Here is a 21,304-nt window from a genome sequence, read left to right as displayed (position 1 = left end):
CAGTAACAATGAAAGCCACGATATTTATATCGTGGCTTTTTCGTTAACCGCCTGCCAGTTTCACTTTCAGGCCCCGGGCTTCCAGTAGCGTCTTAATTAAATCACGCTTATCGCCCTGAATTTCAATTACGCCGTCTTTGACTGCCCCGCCGCAGCCACATTTTTTCTTCAGTTCCGCAGCCAGTTTGCTGAGTTCGCCGTCATCGAGGTCAATACCGGTAATCAGGCACACGCCTTTCCCCTTGCGCCCGCTGGTCTGGCGCTGGATACGGACAATCCCGTCGCCCTTCGGACGCTCGGGCGCGGCTTTAGATTCATCAATCCGTCCACTCTCCGTCGAATAAACCAGACGGCTGTTGGAATCGCTCATTACGCCTCCCGCTTCAGTGACGCGTTGATGGCCTTCAGTGTCTGTGCCGGATCGTCAGACTGCGTCACCGGACGCCCAATGACCATATAATCGACACCCGCCGCCAGTGCCTGCTCAGGGGTCATAATCCGCCGCTGATCGCCAGCGGCACTACCCTGCGGTCGAATACCAGGGGTAACCAGTTTGAAATCACGGCCAAACGCCTGCTTGAAGCGTACTGCTTCCTGAGCTGAACAGACCACGCCATCCAGACCGCATTTTTGCGTCAATGCCGCCAGGCGCTCGGCGTGCCCGGCAGGTGACAGTGTCACGCCGATATCCGCCAGATCGCTGGCTTCCATGCTGGTTAACACCGTGACCGCGATTAACAGCGGCGCATCTTTACCAAACGGCACCAGCGCTTCACGGGCGGCGGTCATCATTCTCGCCCCACCCGACGCATGGACGTTGACCATCCAGACGCCAAGATCCGCCGCGGCAGCCACCGCATGAGCCGCGGTGTTCGGGATATCATGGAATTTCAGATCCAGAAAGATATCAAAGCCACGCTGCTGGAGATCGCGAACCAGTTGGGGTCCGAACAGCGTGAACATCTCTTTGCCAACTTTCAGACGGCAGTCGCGCGGGTCGATTCGGTCGACAAACGCCAGGGCGCTATCACGGTTATTATAATCGAGAGCAACGACGACGGGAGAATCGGTAGCAGCGCGGGGAGAAGATGAAGCAGTTAACGTCATAACCAGGCCTTCTTGCTAAGGGGGCAAATGGGTAAACGGCGTGCATTCTACCTGTCAGGCGCAAAAATTAACAGACGCGATTACACCTCTGCCAGGCGATGTGGCACCGATGCCAATACGAGGAAGTGAATAAATCCAGTAGTATGTTGTAACTAAAGCGGGATTTTTTTAAAAATTACAATCCATCAAGTCCGCGAATTGGCTTAATCGTTGACCAGGCGCGGCAGGAAGGACAGTGCCAGTACAGGGTATACGCGGTAAAACCGCATTTAGAGCAGCGGTAACGCGGCTTGCTACGCACCTGCTCGCCCACCATATCACGCAGCACCATCAGGCTCTCTTTCGCACGGCCCTCTTCGGCTTCGTTAAGGTGATAATCCATCAGCTTATGGAAAACGCGCATCGTCGGATGACGCTGGAGCTGACGGGTAATATACACCTGCGCAGTCTCCGTCCCTTCGCGCGCTTCGAGAATATCGGCCAGCATCAGTTCTGCAGCCGCGCCGGTATTCTCTTCTACCGCACGGCGCAGGAATTCCGCCCATTCCTCATTTTTGCCTAGCTGTTGATAGCAGGTCTGGAGCATTTCCAGCGTTTCGCTGACCAGTTCTTTATCCTGGGAAATCACCCGCTGGAGACATTCAACGGCCTTCGCGTAATCGCCCTTCGCCATCCAGACGCGGCCCATCATGATAGAGACCCTGGCGCTATTTTTATCCGCCGCAGCCCCTTTTTTCAGCAGCGCCATGGCGCGATCCATGTCGTCGCTGCCCATTTGTTGCAACGCCAGTTCGCAGTAAAAATGGGCGATTTCGATACGCTGTTTATCTTTACCCAGTTTGACCAGTCGTTCGGCAACCTCAATGGCCTTCTGCCAGTCGCTGGTCGCCTGATAGATCTGCAACAGTTGCTGCAACGCGCCTACGCGAAATTCCGTTTCATCGGTAAGCTGATTAAACATATCCTCCGCCCGGTCATACAATCCGGCGGCCATGTAATCACGGCCCAACTGCTGAACCGCCAGCAGCCGCTGCTCATAGGTCAGCGAGGCGCTTTCCATAAGGGTCTGGTGAATACGGATGGCACGGTCGACTTCGCCGCGAGAGCGGAACAGGTTTCCGAGGGTGAGATGAGCCTCAACGGTGCCGGTATCCTCTTTCAACATATCGAGGAACAGATCCACCGCTTTATCTTGTTGGTTGCTCAGGAGGAAGTTAACCCCCGCGACGTAATCGCGGGACAGGCGGTTAGCTTCATCCTGTTTTGTTTGTTGCGCACTTCTGCGACCCATATACCAGCCATAGGCGGCAGCAACAGGTAAAAGCAGAAACAACAACTCCAGCATAAACGATTATTCCTTCGCGACCGACGTACCAGACGTCACCACAACGTCTGTCGCAGGCGAGAGCTGGTTTTCCAGTCGTTTAATTTTACGTTCAGCACGCACCAGAGAAACACGAACCCGCAGCCAGAAAAGACCGCAGATCAACCAACCAATGGCGAAACCCGCAGCGAACAAAACGGCCAGCAAGGTTGAGATACGATACTCGCCCTGAGCCAACAGGTAATTAAAGGTCACCTGTTGATCGTTCTGCGCACCCAATGTTACCGAGATAACAAATATCGCCAACACCAGTAAGAAAATGAGTAAATATTTCACATTACTTCCCGTTATGTGGTTTAAGCGAATAAATCGTGTTCAACTTACCGCATTTAGCCTTTTAAATTACCATTTTCACGGCGTGTGCGAAATGGGAAAGCAGTCAGCTATTGGATGATTTAAGGGCAAACCAGACAAAATCAACCCTGCTCAGCGGTTTTGCTCTCGTTCAGCAATCTCCTGCCTTTCTTCTGGCGGCGGCGTGAGTGGCCCGCAGAACCGCTGTGCAAGCCAGGTTGCCAGCGTTACCAGCGCCCATGAAATCAGCGTTGCGACCACCAGATCGCGCGGCCAGTGCATACCGAGCAGCAAACGACTGCCCATCACGCCCGTCGCCCACACCAGTAAAATGGCAATCGTCACCGTCCGGCGGCGCGGCCACAATAAGCCGACAGCGAGCAGCGCCCAGCTTGCCGCAAACATCGAGTGACCAGACGGAAACGCAAACCCGGTCTCTTTTTGCCAGTGCTGGCGTAAGAAGTGTGGAATAGCCTGCTGGGTGGCAAGTTGCTCCTTCACCAGGTCGCTGCGATCCTTACGTTTTAAAGTGTAGAACTCATCAACCGGGATATGATGCGTTTTTTCCAGCCATATCACGAAAGGACGCGGTTCCTGTACGCGCTCTTTCACCCACGACTTGACGCCCTGACCAAGCAGGATCGCGCTCGCCAGAATAGTAAAAAGCATTACCGCCGCTTTAAAACGAAAGCGCAAACACCAGAAGAACCAGCCACAGAGAATAACATGTGTGATGATACCCCACGGCTGAGTGACCGTTTCGGTTACCCAGTACATCGCTTTCAGCCATCCGGTATCCTGACCCGGTTGCCAGCGCCAGCCGGACACCCACACGGCAACGGGCATAATCAACAACAATCCCGCGCCAGCCGCAGTACGCTTTGCAATCGACAGCATGAACACCTCTTTGACGGATAAGTGCCACAATCATAACCGAAAAATCCCCTGTCCGGGGAAATTGACAGATTTGTGCCATTCGCATGATGATTGCGCGGCAGCGATTAGGTGAAGTCCGTCGCCTTATGGCAAAATAAGACGATAAGCCAACAGGCAACGGCACAACATCGCGTGCCGGCTATATCTGGAGAAATACATGCAGCTTAAACGAGTGGCAGAAGCCAAACTGCCAACCCCATGGGGCGATTTCCTGATGGTGGGATTTGAAGAACTGGCAACCGGGCACGATCACGTCGCGTTAGTGTATGGTGATATTTCAGGTCAGACGCCGGTTCTGGCCCGTGTCCATTCAGAATGTCTGACGGGCGATGCTTTGTTCAGCCTGCGCTGCGACTGTGGTTTTCAACTGGAAGCCGCCCTGACGCATATCGCGGAAGAAGGACGCGGTATTCTGCTTTATCATCGTCAGGAAGGACGTAACATCGGCCTGCTCAATAAGATTCGCGCCTACGCGTTGCAGGACCAGGGCTACGACACCGTAGAGGCCAATCACCAGTTGGGGTTTGCCGCGGATGAACGCGATTTCACCCTCTGCGCGGATATGTTCAAGCTGCTGGGCGTTGACGCAGTGCGTCTGCTCACCAATAACCCGAAGAAAGTTGAGATTCTCACTGAAGCGGGGATCAACATCGTGGAGCGGGTCCCGCTGATTGTGGGCCGTAATCCCAATAATGAACATTATCTGGATACCAAAGCGGCCAAGATGGGTCACTTGTTGAGTAAGTAAGCCATGCGGTAAAAAAGCCTGCATCGCGTTATGCAGGCTTTTTTTTCAACTTACTTCAGCATGTTACGAATGACGTAATGCAAAATGCCGTCGTTCTGGTAGTACGTTAACTCGGTCGCGGTATCGATGCGGCAGCGGCATTGCACCACCTCTTTACTCCCGTCTGCCCGGGTTAACGTCACCGGCACCGTTGCGCCCGGTTTCAGTTTCTGCAGGTCAGCAATGTCGATCGCCTCTTCCCCGGTCAGCCCCAGCGTTTTACGCGTTACGCCCTGTGGGAACTCCAGTGGCAGGATCCCCATCCCAATCAGGTTGGAGCGGTGGATACGTTCGAACGACTCCGCAATGACGACGCGAATCCCCAGCAGACGCGGCCCTTTCGCCGCCCAGTCACGGCTGGAACCCGACCCGTACTCTTTACCGGCAATCACCGCCAGCGGGATGTTCTCCTGCTGATACTGCATAGCCGCATCATAGATAGACAACACCTCAGTGCCGGGCAGATGTCGCGTCATTCCGCCTTCCACACCCGGCACCATTTCATTGCGGATACGGATGTTAGCGAAGGTCCCGCGCATCATCACCTCATGGTTCCCACGTCGTGAGCCATAAGAGTTAAAGTCCTTGCGCTCCACGCCGTGATTTTGCAGATAGCGCCCTGCGGGACTGTCAGCTTTAATACTCCCGGCCGGAGAAATGTGGTCAGTGGTCACCGAATCCCCCAGCATCGCCAGAATGCGCGCGCCGTGAATATCGGTCACTGGTGCTGGCTGAGCCTGCATCTCGTCAAAGAACGGCGACAGGCGAATGTAGGTCGAGTCGTTTTGCCAGCCGTAAGTATCTGAGCGGTCGACATTGATCGCTTTCCACTCCGGCGTCCCTTCAAACACTTCCGCATATTCTTTGTGGAACATTTCTGAAGAGACCAGATCGACGGCGCAGGCAATTTCCTGCGCCGACGGCCAGATATCCTTCAGATAGACGGGATCGCCTTTGCGATCGTGGCCGAGCGGATCTTTCTCAAGGTTGATGTTCATATTGCCCGCGAGCGCGTAGGCAACGACCAACGGCGGTGACGCCAGCCAGTTGGTTTTCACCAGCGGGTGAATTCGGCCTTCAAAGTTACGGTTGCCCGACAGCACCGCGCCTACGGTCAGATCACCCTTCTTAATCGCGGTTTCGATAGGCTCCGGTAGCGGTCCAGAGTTACCAATACAGGTCGTACAACCATATCCCACCAGGTTAAAACCCAGTTCATCGAGATACGGCGTCAGCTTCGCCTTTGCCAGATAATCCGATACCACTTTCGACCCTGGCGCCAGCGACGCTTTCACCCATGGCTGACGTTTCAGTCCCAGCGTAACGGCTTTTTTCGCCAGCAAGCCAGCCGCCATTAGCACGCTGGGGTTAGAGGTGTTGGTACAGGAGGTGATGGCCGAGATCACCACCGCCCCGTCAGGGAGCTGATATGACTGCCCGTTCAGCACATATTCTACCGGCTGGCGGTCTTTCTGCGCAGTGTTCAGTTCCAGTTCACTACTGGCGGCAAAGGCTTTCGGCACATCGCCCAGGGCGACACGATCCTGCGGACGTTTCGGCCCGGCGAGGCTCGCCTCGACATCATTCATATCCAGCGCCAGGGTGCTGGTGAAGACCGGTTCATCGCCGGTATTGCGCCACATGCCCTGCACTTTCGCGTATTTTTCAACCAGCTCGATTTGATCTTCACTGCGTCCGCTCAACCGCATATAGTCCAGCGTCACACCGTCGATCGGAAAAAAACCACAGGTCGCGCCATACTCCGGCGACATATTGGCGATGGTGGCCCGGTCAGCCAGCGGCAAGGAATCCAGCCCGTCACCATAAAATTCGACAAATTTGCCGACCACACCGTGCTTACGCAGCATCTGGGTGACGGTTAACACGAGGTCCGTTGCGGTGATCCCCTCACGCAGTTTTCCGGTCAGTTTGAAACCTACCACATCCGGGATCAGCATTGAAACAGGTTGCCCCAGCATTGCCGCTTCAGCCTCGATGCCGCCCACGCCCCAGCCCAGAACACCCAGACCGTTAATCATGGTGGTGTGTGAATCCGTGCCGACCAGCGTGTCCGGATAAGCCACCCATTCACCGTCCTGCAATTCGCTCCACACCGCTTTGCCGAGGTATTCCAGGTTAACCTGGTGGCAAATACCGGTTCCCGGCGGCACGACGCTGAAGCGACTGAAGGCCTGCTGGCCCCATTTCAGAAATACATAGCGCTCGTGGTTACGTTCCATTTCAAGGCGTACGTTCTCTTCGAACGCATCGTCATCACCAAAATGGTCAACGGTGACAGAGTGGTCGATCACCAGATCCACCGGCGAGAGAGGATTCACTTTCGCCGTATCCCCGCCCAGGCGTTTTACCGCTTCGCGCATTGCGGCGAGATCCACCACCGCGGGGACGCCAGTAAAGTCCTGCATCAGTACGCGTGCAGGGCGATAAGCAATTTCGCGATCGGCATGGGCGTTTTTTAGCCACCCTGCCAACGCCTGGATATCCTCATGGGTAACGGAATCGCCGTCCTGCCAGCGCAGCAGGTTTTCCAGTAAAACTTTCAGTGATTTGGGCAGACGGGTGATATCGCCCAGAGATTTCGCAGCCAGCGGCAGACTGTAATAGTGGTAGGTTTTGTCTTTGGCCTGTAGTGTGTCCTTACTGGCTTCTCGTAGGGTTGACGACATAGCTCCTCCTTAATGACAGGGTTGCGATGCCCTGATTCTCCTCAGGGTGAATATTAAAGATAACACAAACAGACTGTAACGTTTTGATAACAACCCAAATTGATAAAAGAGGAAAAACCGAACGGTGAGCACACAAGAGAGGAGGAACGCGTGTATGAGGGGGAGAAAATGAAACCTCGCCGCAGCGAGGTTTCAGATTAATTCATCATGATCCAGAGCAGTTCAGCCCAAAAGAGCAGCGAGACGGAAAATGCGCCCATCCAGGACCAGTATTTCATATTTGCAGTAATCATCGGCTATACCCGTTTTGTTTAATACATTGTGTTGAGACTTTCTCAACGCTTTATTGCTGCGGTGTATAGGTAAAAGCGTACCGCGATAATTTATCGGTACAAAAGAAACGGTAATAAGAATGGTGACGATTATTGTTTCTGTTGATCGTCTTCGTCGAATAGTTCAATAAACTTTTGCTGTTGTTGAGTCAGCTTCCAGGATTCGGGAACAGTTTTCACGCACGCGCCATTTTTCGTTTCTCGTACAGTGTCACCAGAGTGACATGTGGGTAACGACGTCTGTTGTGGGTCGTGAACCACCATTTTTACCCCCAGGCATTCCAGATCAACAGTGCGATCACGACCCAGAACAGCGCTGAGCCCAGGAAAACCGCAAGCCATGCTTTGCGTTTCATCTCAGGGTCCCGACGTGGTTCCTGGTTTTCAGACGGCATTGCTAACCTCATACAATCGGCATCACTTATCATTTAAGCACCAACAATCGGTACAATTAATCATCAGATGAGACAAATCCTAATGAAACTTTAGTCAAAAATCCAGTGAATTTACGAATCGTTTCCAGTGAATAAATCAATCTTTTGATCGAAAATAAATATTTGGAATGGGAAATTTGCGAGGCGGGGAATAAGACACTACTTTATGGCTGATTATCCATAATTCTTATGTGGGAATTATTATTACGCCAGCCTTAATAAAACCAATGGCGACTTAATTAAAATTTTCGGTATCCCCTGCGAGCAAAAGATACCGACCATTTTCTGTGACGATTACTTTTCAGGTAATTTTATATCTTTGAACATCTCTTCAATTTCTTCGTTCGAGCGCAACGCCACGGCGGTATCCACCACGTCACGCGTCAAATGCGGCGCAAAACGTTGAATGAAATCATACATGTAACTACGCAGGAACGTGCTGCGACGAAAACCGATCTTCGTCGTGCTGTGGCTGAAGACATCATGTGCGTCCACGCGAACCAGATCCGGGTCGGACAGCGGATCGACGGCCATGCTGGCAATCACCCCTACTCCTAAGCCTAAACGTACGTAAGTTTTGATCACATCCGCGTCGGTCGCCGTAAACACGATACGTGGCGTCAGACCTGCGCGGTTAAAAGCGGTATCCAGTTCAGAACGCCCCGTAAAACCAAAGGTGTACGTCACCAGTGGATACTGCGCCAGCTCTTCAATGGTCACCGACCCTTTATTGGCCAGCGGATGCTCAGGCGTCACCACAATCGAACGATTCCAGTGATAGCATGGCAACATGACCAGATCGTCATACAGATGCAGCGCCTCGGTCGCGATGGCAAAATCGGCATTACCTTTTGAAACCGCCTCGGCAATCTGCGTGGGCGACCCCTGATGCATATGCAGCGACACGCGCGGATAGCGCTCAATAAAACCTTTAATCACATTCGGTAGCGCATAACGTGCCTGGGTATGCGTCGTCGCAATATAGAGAGAGCCTTTATCCGGCCAGGTATGCTCACCAGCAACCGACTTTATCGCATCCACTTTGGAGAGCACTTCGCGCGCAATGCGGATAATCTCCTGACCTGCCGGCGTCACCTGAGTCAGATGCTTACCGCTGCGGGCAAAGATCTGGATGCCAAGTTCATCTTCCAGCATGCGGACCTGCTTACTGATACCCGGTTGCGAGGTGTAAAGGCCTTCCGCGGTGGAGGAGACGTTAAGGTTGTGATTCACCACCTCAACAATGTAGCGAAGCTGCTGTAATTTCATGTTAAACCATCCAGATTAGCGCCATCAGGTCATCGTTTCAGAGCAGGCAGTGATGCGCTGCTAATACGATTTAATAATAAAAAAGCTGTTAACTATAACCACTATATCATTAATAACCGGGCTGTATAGCGGTGAGTAAAAAATAATAAGCCCGCTATAAACACAAAAAAAGGGCCGCTTACGCGACCCTCTTCAGAACAACAACACCGTGGGCGGTTACTTCTTGCCTTCGACCCATTTACCCTCAACAAAGAAGGCGGACCAGCCGGTCGCTTTCCCGTCTTTTTCAGCGGCAACATACTGCTGCTTGGTCTTACGGCTAAAACGCACCAGCGTTTTATTGCCTTCCGGATCCTGCTGCGGCGCATCGGCCAGATAACGCAGTTTTTCCGGCAGACGGTCACGGAAGCGGAACAGCTCTTCCACCAGCGGCGCGCGCGTCTCACGGGATTTCGGGAAAGTATTGGCGGCCAGGAAGACCCCGGCAGCGCCATCACGCAGCACGAAATACGCATCCGATTTTTCACACGGCAACTCGGGCAGTGGAACCGGATCTTCTTTCGGCGGCGCAACTTCACCGTTACGCAGGATCTTACGGGTGTTTTTACACTCGTCGTTGGTGCACGCCATGTACTTACCGAAACGCCCCATCTTCAGGTGCATCTCAGAGCCACATTTTTCGCACTCGACGATCGGACCGTCATACCCTTTGATACGGAATTCGCCTTCTTCGATCTCGTAGCCGTCGCAGGTCGGGTTATTACCACAAACATGCAGCTTGCGCTTCGGATCGATCAGGTAACTGTCCATCGCCGTACCGCACTTCTGACAACGACGTTTGGCGCGCAGGGCGTTAGTTTCCGCGTCATCACCTTCCAGCACGTTCAGGACTTCGTTTTCCGGCACCAGATTAATGGTGGTTTTGCAGCGCTCTTTCGGCGACAACGCATAACCCGAGCAGCCAAGGAACACGCCGGTACTGGCGGTGCGAATTCCCATTTTGCGTCCGCAGGTTGGGCAGTCGATGCTGGTCAATACCATCTGGTTCGGACGCATCCCGCCCTCTTCCGGATCTTTCTCCGCTTTATCCAGTTGCTGAGTAAAATCACTGAAGAAGTTATCGAGCACGCCTTTCCATTCGGTTTCGTGATTCGCGACCTGGTCGAGGCTGTTTTCCATCTGCGCGGTGAAATCGTAGTTCATCAGCTCGCGGAAATTCTCTTCCAGACGGTCGGTGACAATCTCACCCATTTTTTCCGCATAGAAGCGACGGTTTTCCACCCGCACGTAGCCACGATCCTGAATGGTCGAAATGATCGACGCATAGGTCGACGGGCGGCCAATTCCGCGTTTTTCCAGCTCTTTTACCAGTGAGGCTTCGCTGAAGCGCGCCGGGGGTTTGGTGAAGTGCTGAGCCGGGGTCAGTTCAACCAGAGACAGCGCATCGCCTTTATTCACCGCCGGTAGCGTCCGGTCTTCGTCGCCTTTACGCAGCGCGGGCATCACTTTCGTCCAGCCGTCGAAGCGCAGAATACGACCGCGCGCCTTCAGACGGAAATCACCCGCGCCAACGGTCAGCGTGGTGGAATCGTACTGCGCCGGGGTCATCTGACAGGCGACAAACTGACGCCAGATCAGCTGATACAGTTTCTGCGCGTCGGCTTCCATATCCTTCAGCGTTTCCGCCAGCACAGAGACGTCGGAAGGACGAATCGCTTCGTGCGCTTCCTGCGAGTTTTCTTTACTGGCGTACTGATTCGGACTTTCCGGCAGATATTTCTTGCCGAAATTATCGCCGATGTAACCGCGCACCATGTTCACGGCATCCTGACTCAGGTTGGTCGAGTCGGTACGCATATAGGTGATGTAACCCGCTTCGTACAGCCGCTGCGCCATCATCATGGTCTTTTTCACGCCAAAACCGAGACGCGTGCTGGCCGCCTGTTGCAGGGTGGAGGTGATAAACGGCGCGCCCGGCTTGCTGCTGGTCGGCTTGTCTTCACGTTCCAGAACGCTGTAGCGCGCTTTCTCCAGCAGGCTTACCGCCGCAAGCGTCTGCTCGCGGTTCACCGGACGGAACGGCTTGTCGTTCTGATGGGTCACCTGCAAGGGCAGCGCATCGCCGGAAGGCGTGGTGGTATTGGCGTCAATTTCCCAGAACTCTTCCGGTACAAACGCTTTAATTTCGCGTTCACGCTCAACGACCAGACGCACCGCCACGGACTGAACGCGACCGGCTGACAGACCGCGAGCAATCTTTTTCCACAACAGCGGCGAGACCATATAGCCCACCACGCGATCCATAAAGCGACGCGCCTGCTGAGCGTTAACCCGGTCAATGTTCAGTTCGCCCGGCTTTTCAAACGCCTGACGAATCGCATTCTTGGTAATTTCGTTAAACACCACGCGACTGTATCGCGTGTCATCACCCCCGATCACCTCCCGCAGGTGCCATGCAATGGCTTCCCCTTCGCGGTCAAGGTCGGTTGCGAGATAGATGTGGTCGGCTTTTTCAGCCAGTTGTTTCAGTTCAGAGACGACCTTCTCTTTACCGGGCAGCACTTCATAATGCGCGTCCCAGTTGTGCCACGGGTCAACCCCCATACGGTTGACGAGCGCGCCACGTTCATCCTTTTTGGGCTTTTTAGCCGTTTTGGTGGAGGTAGAGTCGGCGCTCTTTTTAGCTGCTGAGCCACTGGTCGGCAAATCACGGATATGACCGACGCTGGACTTAACCACGTAGTCATTACCCAGATACTTGTTGATCGTTTTGGCTTTTGCCGGGGACTCAACGATGACAAGAGCTTTACCCATATTCACCTTTACCTAATTTGATTCTTCCAGGAATGCGTCGCACGTTGATACACCATCCACTGGCGACGAGCCATGGATATGGTCCCAGCGTCTGCGGATATCAACCCCTTGTACTGACTCTGTACACTAAATAGCCAGGTGACTGAGTTAACAGGTTTTTTCGCACAGAGGCGCTATAGCACGACGGAATTTCGGTCGAATGTCAAGCAAATCTGTTGCCTGGTTGACGAAAGCGTCACACTGTACCTGATAAAATTCGTTACGCAACTTTATTAGCATGCAAAACCAAATCCTGCCAGTCAGCAAAGGTTGACAAACCCTTGTACACACTCAGGGAATATTTGCCCAAAAGAGTCGGTCGGCGTAGACTAATGTCCTTGTTTAAGGAGTAAAAAATGCGCAAAGAGACACAACCTATCGATCGCGAAACGCTGTTGATTGAAGCCAACAAAATCATTCGTGAGCATGAAGATACGCTGGCTGGCATTGTTGCCACCGGTGTGACCCAGCGAAATGGGGTGTTGGTCTTCAGTGGGGATTACTTTTTAGACGAGCAAGGTCTACCAACGCCAAAGAGCACAGCCGTGTTCAATATGTTTAAACATCTGGCGCATGTACTTTCTGAAAAGTATCACCTGATCGATTAAAGCAAAAACGCGAGGCCTGAATGCCTCGCGTTTTTCGTTAATACAGCTTTTTTACATCAGCGGTTTTTGTCCGCGCTGCCACCAGCGCAGCAGCAGACGGTCGGCACTTTCCGCGGCACTGCCCGTCACCCGATCCACCAGCTTCTTACGCTGCAGATAGCGAACGTTCAGCACTTCATGTCCTTCCATCAGCCCCAGAATCACCTCGTCGCTGGTGTTGACCTCATCAATGAGTCCTTTCTCCAGCGCCTGCTGCCCGTACCAGTGTTCACCCGTCGCAACCTGATCAATGTCCAGAGATGGACGCATCCGATGCACGAAATCTTTAAACAAATGATGGGTTTCGTTCAAATCTTCGCGAAACTTCTGCCGCCCTTCTTCGGTATTCTCACCCAGCAGCGTCAGCGTCCGTTTGTACTGTCCGGCGGTATGCAACTCGATATCAATATCCTTTCCTTTCAGGAAACGGTTGAAGTTGGGGATCTGCGCGACCACGCCAATCGAACCGACAATCGCAAATGGGGCGGAGACAATTTTGTCCGCCACGCAGGCCATCATGTAGCCGCCACTCGCCGCGACTTTATCCACCGTCACGGTCAACGGGATTTTCTTATCGCGTAAGCGTTGCAGTTGTGATGCGGCAAGACCGTAGCCGTGGACAACGCCACCCGGGCTTTCCAGTCGCACCACCACCTGGTCCTGCGGTTTCGCCACCGCCAGTACCGCCGTCACCTCTTCACGCAGTGAACTGACCTCGTGGGCATCCATACTGCCTTTAAAATCCAGCACCCAGACGCGCGGCTTATTTGACGTGCCGCTGTCGCCCTGTTTGGCTTTCACTTTGGCGGCTTTCGCTTCCAGCTTGTGCTTTTTCTTTTGCGCTTTATGCCAGAGTTTCTGTTGATGGCTATCCAGCATCGCCATCGCCAGTTCATCCTTCATCTCTTTATATTGTTCGCTGAGGTTGGTAACCCGCAGTTCACCACGCTGGCGCTTACGTTGGGCAACATTCACGATAATGGTGGCAATCGCCGCGATAGCCAGCACAACGGTCACGATTTTTGCTAAGAACAAGCCATATTCAGACAACAATTCCACACGTTCCACCTTGGTTAAACAACTTAGCGTCGGCTCAGTGTACATCAGGCGTAATGCGTCGTCTCGCGGGATATGCGGATGGATAAAAGTATGACAAAGTGTTCATTTTAGGGCGTTATCGCCGTTGGCTGATTGAAATTGGGTCCTGTTTCAGGCATAAACCCGACACACCAACGAGAAGCAGAGCGACCAGGCATGTCGCCGAGGAGTCCCCATGCATTATCAACCGAAACAAGACCTCCTGCAGGATCGCATTATTCTGGTGACCGGCGCCAGCGACGGCATTGGCCGTGAAGCGGCCATGACCTACGCCCGCTACGGCGCCAGCGTCATTTTGCTTGGCCGTAATGATGAGAAATTGCACCACGTCGCCGACAGGATTGCCCAACAAACGGGCCGCCAGCCGCAGTGGTATACACTCGATCTGTTAACCTGCACCGCTGATGACTGTCATCAACTGGCGCAGCGCATCGGCGGACAATATCCGCGGCTGGACGGCGTCTTACACAATGCCGGTTTACTGGGCGACGTCTGTCCGATGATCGAGCAAGACCCGCAGGTCTGGCAACAGGTGATGCAGGTCAACGTCAATGCGACGTTTATGCTGACCCAGGCATTGCTTCCTTTATTACTTAAGTCAGATTCCGGATCGTTAGTCTTCACCTCCTCCAGCGTGGGCCAGCAGGGTCGTGCTAACTGGGGCGCCTACGCGGCCTCTAAATTTGCTACCGAAGGCATGATGCAGGTGCTGGCAGATGAGTACCAAAACCGTCCGCTGCGCGTGAATTGCATCAATCCGGGTGGTACCCGCACTGGCATGCGCGCCAACGCCTTTCCGACTGAAGATCCGCAAAAGCTCAAAACACCCGCCGATATTATGCCGCTGTACCTGTGGCTAATGGGCGATGACAGCCGTCGCAAAACCGGCATGACCTTCGACGCCCAACCGGGCCGCAAACCAGGAATCGCCCAATGAGTGAAGAACGCTATCAACAGCGCCAGCAGCGCGTGAAGGACCGGGTTGACGCCCGGGTAGCCCAGGCCCAGGACGAACGGGGTATCGTGATTGTCTTTACCGGCAATGGGAAAGGAAAAACCACCGCCGCTTTCGGCACCGCCACTCGCGCAGTGGGGCACGGTAAAAAGGTCGGCGTGGTGCAATTCATCAAGGGGACCTGGCCCAACGGCGAGCGTAACCTGCTGGAGCCGCACGGCGTTGAATTTCAGGTAATGGCGACCGGGTTTACCTGGGAGACGCAAAACCGCGAAGCCGACACCGCAGCCTGTCTGGCAGTATGGGAGCACGGCAAACGCATGCTTGCCGATCCGCAACTGGACATGGTGGTGCTGGACGAACTGACTTATATGGTGGCATACGACTATCTGCCGCTTGAAGAGGTGATTAACGCGCTGAATGCGCGCCCGCCTCACCAGACGGTGATCATCACCGGTCGCGGCTGCCATCGGGATATTCTCGAGCTGGCCGATACCGTCAGTGAGCTGCGTCCGGTCAAACATGCCTTTGAGGCAGGGGTCAAAGCCCAGATGGGGATCGACTATTAAAAAAGGCCCCTCGGGGCCTTTTTTGCATTAGTGGATCGCGGATTAACCGTTGTTGTTACGACCGCCAGTACGGCGACCGCCGCTCACCTGGCTGTGGCGTTTCACCGCACGACGAATCTGATTCGCCTTCATGCGGCGACGATCTTTCTCCACCGCCACTTTCGAGGTGGTTTCCGGCTCCAGTTCCACTAGTTCGCGCAGATAGTTAGTCTGGGCAAGATCCAGTTCCGTCCAGCCGCCGCGCGGCAGACCTTTCGGCAGCGGAATATCACCGTAGCGGACGCGAATCAGACGGCTTACCTGCACGCCAACGGCTTCCCACAAGCGACGCACTTCACGGTTGCGCCCTTCGGTCAGGGTGACGTTGTACCACTGGTTGATCCCTTCACCACCGCTGAACTTGATGGTTTTGAACGCCGCCGGACCGTCTTCCAGCTGCACGCCACGGCTCAGATCGCGCAGTTTGGCATCGTCAACCTGGCCAAAGACGCGCACCGCGTATTCACGTTCAACTTCACGGCTTGGATGCATCAGACGGTTCGCCAGTTCACCATCGGTGGTGAACAGCAGCAGACCGCAGGTATTGACGTCCAGACGCCCTACCGCAATCCAGCGCGCGCCGCGCAGTTTCGGTAAGCGATCAAAGACCGTAGGACGACCTTCCGGGTCGTTACGCGTACACAGTTCACCTTCCGGCTTGTAATAAGCCAGAACGCGACAAATTTGTTCCGCCGACTCTTTCACCGAAATCAGGTGACCATCGATACGAATTTTCAGGCCAGGATTCACTTCAACGCGATCGCCCAGCGTGGCAATTTTGCCGTCTACGCTGACGCGACCTGCTGCAATGATGGATTCAATTTCACGGCGAGAGCCGTGGCCAGCGCGCGCCAGCACTTTCTGTAACTTTTCGCTCATAGAGCTTCCTTTAGCTGTCGCCTTCACAGGCGTCGAACAGGAGAATCAACGGCGCTTCTCAGCGCCATTTTAAGGCCGCGTAGTATACAGAGTTGCGCCCTTATAAGAAAGGTTTAACGTCTCCGACGCCTTCACGCAAGACGACCGGGGAATCATCGGTTAAATCAATCACCGTTGTGGGTTGCTGGCCCAGATAACCGCCGTGGATAATCAGGTCCACCTGTTTTTCCAGGCGATCTTTAATTTCTTCCGGATCGGACTCGGTAAATTCACTGCCTGGCAGCATCAGCGAGGTGGAGAGCATCGGCTCGCCCAGCGCCTGCAACAGTTCGAGCGCGATCGGGTTCGACGGCACGCGCAGACCGATGGTCTTACGTTTTTCCTGCAACAACCGACGCGGCACCTCTTTTGTCCCTTTCAGGATGAAGGTGTAGTTACCCGGCGTATTGTTCTTGATCAGGCGAAAGGCCACGTTGTCGACAAACGAATAGGTCGACAGTTCGGACAGATCGCGACACATCAGGGTGAAGTTATGTCCATCCGGCAACTGGCGAATACGGCAAATCCGTTCCATCGCGCCTTTGTCTTCAATTTTACAACCGAGCGCGTAGCCGGAGTCGGTTGGATACACAATCACCCCGCCCTTACGCACAATCTCAACCGCCTGGTTGATCAGGCGCTGCTGTGGGTTATCAGGATGAATATAAAAAAACTGGCTCATACTTCCCTCACTGTGGTGTTCTGCGGCTGCTCCCACGTCTGCCAGACGCCTTCAACGCCTGCCGGCAGCCAGAGCTTGCGGCCCAACTCGATCCACGGACAAGGTTGATGAAAATCAGAACCTTGCGATGCCCATAGCTGATGCTGGCGGGCGAGCGTGGCCAGTTGCGTGCGCTCATTGGGGGACTGTTGGCACTGCGCGACTTCCATCGCATCACCACGATGTTGCGCGAAATACGCCACCAGCCTTTTCAGCCACTTAGCGCTAAGATCATACCGCCCTGGATGGGCCAGTACCGCCTTACCGCCAGAATGATGAATGACATCAATAGCTTGTTCTATTGTACACCACTGTGGCGGAACGTATCCTGTTTTCCCGCGCGCGAGATACTTTTTAAAGACATCCGCCATGGTGGTCGCTTTACCACACTCCACCAGATAGCGGGCAAAATGGCCGCGGGTCACCGCGCCGCCGTCGGCCAGGCGCAACGCCCCTTCCCATGCGCCAGTGATGTGCGCTTTTTCCAGGCGGTCAGCGATGAGGCGCGCCCGCTGCTGTCGGCGTTCCGTCTGTTGCGCCAGAAACGCACGCATCGCCGGATTTTCAATATCAATGTTCAGACCCACAATATGGATTTCGTGATTCTCCCAGACTGTAGAGATCTCAACGCCAGGGATCAGATTCAGCGCAAGGCCGGAACGTGAAATTTCTTCGCTTGCCGCGGGAATCGCGGCTGTGGTGTCATGGTCGGTAATCGCCAGCGTGCCTACACGCATCTCGACGGCGCGGTGGACTAACGCTTCTGGCGTCAGTCGTCCATCGGATGCTGTGGTGTGACTGTGCAGGTCATAAATCACTGCATAATTCGTGTCGCTCAAGGCGAACTCCCGTCTCTCAAAAATAGTCTTTCCTGCGCATCATAACGGTTCCGGCAAATTTACTGAAATCAGGTGTTGACAATAACCCATCGAACTAGTTAACTAGTACGAAAGTTCACAAGCAAAAGGGTATCGAAATGAAAGCAACGTTTGTTCTGCACGGTGGGTGGCGCACTTCCTGATTTCGGGCAGTGTATTTCGCGTGTAGATCGCCACCAGATACCCGGCCCGCCAACAGAGCGGGCTTTTTTTTGAACAAAATTAATGAGAATAACCATGCAGACATCAAAACCCACACTCGAACTCATTACCTGCGATGCCGCCTATCGCAAAAACCCGACGGAGTTGTTCCATCAGGTTTGCGGCGACCGTCCGGCAACGCTGCTGCTGGAATCTGCGGATATCGACAGCAAAGACGACCTCAAAAGCCTGTTGCTGGTGGATAGCGCGCTGCGCATTACCGCTGTCGGTGACACTGTCACCATTCAGGCCTTAACCGACAATGGCGCCGCGCTGTTGACTTTACTCGATGCCGCACTGCCCGCAGGCGTTGAGAATGAACAGCAGGATGCAGGTCGCGTGCTGCGTTTCCCGCCGGTCAGCCCATTATTAGACGAAGATGCGCGTCTGTGCGCACTCTCGGTCTTTGACGCCTTCCGCCTGCTGCAGGGACTGGTTAACGTCCCGGCGCAAGAGCGCGAAGCGATGTTCTTTGGCGGTCTGTTTGCGTACGATCTGGTTGCCGGTTTTGAAGATTTGCCGCAGCTTGAGGCTGGCAACCGCTGCCCGGATTACTGTTTCTATCTGGCGGAAACGCTTGTGGTGATCGACCACCAGAAACAAAGCTCCCGCATTCAGGCCAGCCTGTTCAGCGATAATGACGAGGAAAAACAGCGTCTCACCGCTCGTCTGGCGCGTCTGAGCCAGCAGCTGACGGAACCAGCGCCGCCGCTGCCGGTCGTTTCCGTGCCACACATGCGCTGCGAATGTAATCAGAGCGATGACGAATTTGGCGCGGTAGTTCGCTCAATGCAGAAAGCGATCCGCGCCGGGGAAATTTTCCAGGTGGTCCCGTCCCGCCGCTTCTCACTGCCCTGCCCGTCACCGCTGGCGGCCTATTACGTGCTGAAGAAAAGCAACCCCAGCCCGTACATGTTCTTTATGCAGGACAACGATTTCACCCTGTTTGGCGCGTCGCCGGAAAGTTCGCTGAAATACGATGCCACCAGCCGCCAGATTGAAATTTACCCGATTGCCGGTACGCGTCCTCGCGGTCGTCACGCCGACGGCACGTTGGACCGCGACCTCGACAGCCGCATTGAACTGGAAATGCGCACCGATCATAAAGAGCTTTCCGAGCACCTGATGCTGGTTGACCTGGCGCGTAACGATCTCGCCCGCATCTGTACGCCAGGCAGTCGCTACGTGGCAGACCTGACCAAGGTTGACCGCTATTCTCACGTTATGCACCTGGTCTCTCGCGTCGTCGGCGAACTGCGCCGCGATCTCGATGTCCTGCACGCCTACCGCGCCTGCATGAACATGGGCACGCTGAGCGGCGCGCCGAAAGTGCGGGCAATGCAGTTGATTGCCGACGCCGAAGGGCGCCGACGTGGCAGCTACGGCGGTGCGGTCGGTTACTTCACCGCACACGGCGATCTGGATACCTGCATTGTGATTCGCTCCGCGCTGGTGGAAGACGGTATTGCCACCGTCCAGGCGGGCGCCGGTATTGTGCTCGATTCTGTTCCCCAGTCAGAAGCCGACGAAACCCGTAATAAAGCGCGCGCGGTCCTGCGTGCCATTGCCACCGCGCACCACGCACAGGAGACTTTCTGATGGCTGACATTCTGCTGCTCGACAACATCGACTCATTTACCTATAACCTGGCAGATCAGCTGCGTACCAACGGTCATAACGTGGTGATTTACCGTAACCATATTCCGGCTCAGACCCTGATTGAGCGTCTGGCCACCATGAAGAACCCGGTTCTGGTGCTGTCTCCCGGTCCTGGCGTCCCCAGTGAAGCAGGCTGTATGCCGGAACTGCTGACCCGACTGCGCGGCAAGCTGCCGATTATCGGCATCTGTCTGGGCCATCAGGCGATTGTCGAAGCCTACGGCGGCTACGTCGGCCAGGCTGGCGAGATCCTGCACGGCAAGGCGTCCAGCATTGAGCACGATGGACAGGCCATGTTTGCCGGCCTGACGAATCCGCTGCCGGTTGCCCGCTATCACTCTCTGATTGGTAGCAATATTCCCGCTGGCCTGACCATCAACGCCCATTTTAATGGCATGGTGATGGCTGTTCGTCATGACGCCGATCGCGTGTGCGGTTTACAGTTCCACCCGGAATCCATTCTGACCACCCAGGGTGCGCGTCTGCTTGAGCAGACGCTGGCCTGGGCGCAGCAGAAGCTGGAGCCGACCAATACCTTGCAGCCGATCCTCGAAAAACTGTATCAGGCACAGACCCTGAGCCAGCAGGAAAGCCACCAGCTGTTCTCCGCCGTGGTACGCGGTGAACTCAAACCAGAACAGCTGGCTGCCGCTCTGGTCAGCATGAAGATTCGCGGCGAGCATCCGAATGAGATTGCCGGTGCGGCAACCGCCTTACTGGAAAATGCCGCGCCGTTCCCGCGCCCTGACTATCTGTTCGCCGATATCGTCGGCACCGGCGGCGACGGCAGCAACAGCATTAATATTTCTACCGCCAGCGCATTTGTCGCGGCAGCGTGCGGCCTGAAGGTGGCAAAACACGGCAACCGCAGCGTTTCCAGTAAATCCGGATCGTCAGACCTGCTGGCCGCCTTCGGTATCAATCTCGATATGAATGCCGACCGATCGCGTCAGGCGCTGGACGAGCTGGGCGTTTGCTTCCTGTTTGCCCCGAAATACCACACCGGTTTCCGTCACGCGATGCCGGTACGCCAGCAGTTGAAGACCCGTACGCTGTTCAACGTACTGGGGCCGTTGATTAACCCGGCGCATCCGCCGCTGGCGCTGATTGGCGTTTACAGCCCAGAACTGGTTCTGCCGATTGCCGAGACCCTGCGCGTGCTGGGTTACCAGCGTGCCGCGGTCGTACACAGCGGCGGAATGGATGAAGTATCCCTGCATGCGCCGACCATTGTGGCGGAACTGCATGACGGCGAGATCAAAAGCTATCAGCTGACGGCGGACGACTTTGGCCTGACCCCTTACCACCAGGAACAGCTGGCAGGCGGTACGCCGGAAGAAAACCGTGACATTCTGACACGCTTACTACAAGGTAAAGGTGACGCCGCCCATGAGGCTGCCGTTGCCGCAAACGTCGCAATGTTAATGCGACTGCATGGTGAAGAAGATCTCAAGGCTAATGCGCAAACCGTTCTCGAGGTCTTGCACAGTGGTTCCGCTTATGACCGAGTCACCGCTCTGGCGGCAAGAGGGTAAA

20 protein-coding genes and 1 other annotated feature are annotated in these 21,304 nt (G+C 54.7%); of the genes, 6 read left to right on the top strand and 14 right to left on the bottom strand.

Going from position 1 to position 21,304, the window contains the following annotated elements; translation table 11 throughout:
• Positions 1-43: 43 nt before the first annotated feature.
• From yciH to pgpB, 5 genes are all read right to left on the bottom strand, one after another.
• The gene (yciH, locus tag WM46_RS05945) at positions 44-370 is read right to left on the bottom strand and encodes a stress response translation initiation inhibitor YciH (protein WP_102601707.1); all 327 of its coding nucleotides are present in this window, start codon (positions 368-370) and stop codon (positions 44-46) included.
• The gene (pyrF, locus tag WM46_RS05940) at positions 370-1,107 is read right to left on the bottom strand and encodes an orotidine-5'-phosphate decarboxylase (RefSeq protein WP_102601706.1); all 738 of its coding nucleotides are present in this window, start codon (positions 1,105-1,107) and stop codon (positions 370-372) included. The genes yciH and pyrF overlap by 1 nt, the downstream gene beginning before the upstream one ends.
• A gap of 175 nt (positions 1,108-1,282) precedes the next feature.
• Complete coding sequence (gene lapB, locus WM46_RS05935) at positions 1,283-2,452, bottom strand: lipopolysaccharide assembly protein LapB (RefSeq protein WP_102601705.1); 1,170 nt, start codon at positions 2,450-2,452, stop codon at positions 1,283-1,285.
• A 6-nt stretch (positions 2,453-2,458) separates the two neighbouring features.
• Positions 2,459-2,767, bottom strand: a complete 309-nt coding sequence (locus WM46_RS05930) for a LapA family protein (RefSeq protein ID WP_042318731.1) — start codon at positions 2,765-2,767, stop codon at positions 2,459-2,461.
• 150 nt (positions 2,768-2,917) lie between these two features.
• A complete protein-coding gene (pgpB, locus tag WM46_RS05925) occupies positions 2,918-3,682 on the bottom strand; it encodes a phosphatidylglycerophosphatase B (protein WP_102601704.1) in 765 nt (254 codons plus the stop codon).
• 196 nt (positions 3,683-3,878) lie between these two features.
• Between pgpB and ribA the strand changes: the two genes are divergently transcribed.
• Complete coding sequence (gene ribA, locus WM46_RS05920) at positions 3,879-4,469, top strand: GTP cyclohydrolase II (RefSeq protein WP_102601703.1); 591 nt, start codon at positions 3,879-3,881, stop codon at positions 4,467-4,469.
• 50 nt (positions 4,470-4,519) lie between these two features.
• Here ribA and acnA read toward each other — a convergent pair whose 3' ends face one another.
• The 5 genes from acnA to topA all read right to left on the bottom strand — a co-directional run bounded on the left by acnA (position 4,520) and on the right by topA (position 12,044).
• A complete protein-coding gene (acnA, locus tag WM46_RS05915) occupies positions 4,520-7,195 on the bottom strand; it encodes an aconitate hydratase AcnA (RefSeq protein WP_102601702.1) in 2,676 nt (891 codons plus the stop codon).
• Positions 7,196-7,392: 197 nt separating this feature from the next.
• A complete protein-coding gene (ymiC, locus tag WM46_RS26315; RefSeq protein ID WP_146109685.1) occupies positions 7,393-7,488 on the bottom strand; it encodes a small membrane protein YmiC in 96 nt (31 codons plus the stop codon).
• A 305-nt stretch (positions 7,489-7,793) separates the two neighbouring features.
• A complete protein-coding gene (locus WM46_RS05910; protein WP_212807457.1) occupies positions 7,794-7,934 on the bottom strand; it encodes a YmiA family putative membrane protein in 141 nt (46 codons plus the stop codon).
• Between the two features lie 321 nt (positions 7,935-8,255).
• Positions 8,256-9,230 (bottom strand): HTH-type transcriptional regulator CysB, encoded by a 975-nt coding sequence (gene cysB / locus WM46_RS05905; RefSeq protein WP_043000536.1) that lies wholly within the window; start codon positions 9,228-9,230, stop codon positions 8,256-8,258.
• A 216-nt stretch (positions 9,231-9,446) separates the two neighbouring features.
• On the bottom strand, positions 9,447-12,044 hold the full coding sequence (gene topA / locus WM46_RS05895; protein WP_061077672.1) for a type I DNA topoisomerase: 2,598 nt from the start codon (positions 12,042-12,044) through the stop codon (positions 9,447-9,449).
• Positions 12,045-12,439: 395 nt separating this feature from the next.
• Between topA and WM46_RS05885 the strand changes: the two genes are divergently transcribed.
• A complete protein-coding gene (locus WM46_RS05885; RefSeq protein ID WP_042318668.1) occupies positions 12,440-12,691 on the top strand; it encodes a YciN family protein in 252 nt (83 codons plus the stop codon).
• Between the two features lie 51 nt (positions 12,692-12,742).
• Here the strand turns inward: WM46_RS05885 and sohB are convergent, their stop codons facing one another.
• Positions 12,743-13,789, bottom strand: coding sequence for a protease SohB (gene sohB / locus WM46_RS05880; protein ID WP_102601700.1), 1,047 nt, complete (start codon positions 13,787-13,789; stop codon positions 12,743-12,745).
• A 214-nt stretch (positions 13,790-14,003) separates the two neighbouring features.
• Between sohB and WM46_RS05875 the strand changes: the two genes are divergently transcribed.
• Both WM46_RS05875 and cobO read left to right on the top strand, forming a co-directional pair.
• Positions 14,004-14,765 (top strand): YciK family oxidoreductase, encoded by a 762-nt coding sequence (locus WM46_RS05875; protein WP_102601699.1) that lies wholly within the window; start codon positions 14,004-14,006, stop codon positions 14,763-14,765.
• Positions 14,762-15,352 (top strand): cob(I)yrinic acid a,c-diamide adenosyltransferase, encoded by a 591-nt coding sequence (gene cobO, locus WM46_RS05870; RefSeq protein ID WP_102601698.1) that lies wholly within the window; start codon positions 14,762-14,764, stop codon positions 15,350-15,352. Before WM46_RS05875 ends, cobO begins: the two co-directional genes overlap by 4 nt.
• Before the next feature lie 42 nt (positions 15,353-15,394).
• On the opposite strand, the gene rluB is transcribed toward cobO, so the two are convergent.
• The 3 genes from rluB to rnm form a co-directional block, all read right to left on the bottom strand.
• The gene (rluB, locus tag WM46_RS05865; protein WP_102601697.1) at positions 15,395-16,270 is read right to left on the bottom strand and encodes a 23S rRNA pseudouridine(2605) synthase RluB; all 876 of its coding nucleotides are present in this window, start codon (positions 16,268-16,270) and stop codon (positions 15,395-15,397) included.
• 100 nt (positions 16,271-16,370) lie between these two features.
• A complete protein-coding gene (locus WM46_RS05860; protein ID WP_061077676.1) occupies positions 16,371-16,991 on the bottom strand; it encodes an L-threonylcarbamoyladenylate synthase in 621 nt (206 codons plus the stop codon).
• Positions 16,988-17,869 carry an RNase RNM gene (gene rnm / locus WM46_RS05855; RefSeq protein WP_102601696.1) on the bottom strand — a complete coding sequence of 294 codons (882 nt, stop codon included), beginning with the start codon at positions 17,867-17,869 and terminating at the stop codon, positions 16,988-16,990. Before rnm ends, WM46_RS05860 begins: the two co-directional genes overlap by 4 nt.
• Positions 17,870-18,027: 158 nt before the next feature.
• Positions 18,028-18,122 (top strand) — a sequence feature (Trp leader region).
• 23 nt (positions 18,123-18,145) lie between these two features.
• Between rnm and trpE the strand changes: the two genes are divergently transcribed.
• Together trpE and trpD are read left to right on the top strand one after the other, a co-directional pair.
• Positions 18,146-19,708 carry an anthranilate synthase component I gene (trpE, locus tag WM46_RS05850; protein WP_102601695.1) on the top strand — a complete coding sequence of 521 codons (1,563 nt, stop codon included), beginning with the start codon at positions 18,146-18,148 and terminating at the stop codon, positions 19,706-19,708.
• Complete coding sequence (gene trpD / locus WM46_RS05845; protein ID WP_061077679.1) at positions 19,708-21,303, top strand: bifunctional anthranilate synthase glutamate amidotransferase component TrpG/anthranilate phosphoribosyltransferase TrpD; 1,596 nt, start codon at positions 19,708-19,710, stop codon at positions 21,301-21,303. Before trpE ends, trpD begins: the two co-directional genes overlap by 1 nt.
• The last annotated feature ends 1 nt before the right edge of the window (position 21,304 follow it).

It is taken from the genome of Citrobacter freundii complex sp. CFNIH2 (assembly GCF_002880615.1).
Classification (GTDB): domain Bacteria; phylum Pseudomonadota; class Gammaproteobacteria; order Enterobacterales; family Enterobacteriaceae; genus Citrobacter_A; species Citrobacter_A amalonaticus_F.
The sequence above is the reverse complement of the archived record's forward strand: the minus strand, read 5'-3'. Positions and strand labels throughout refer to the sequence as shown.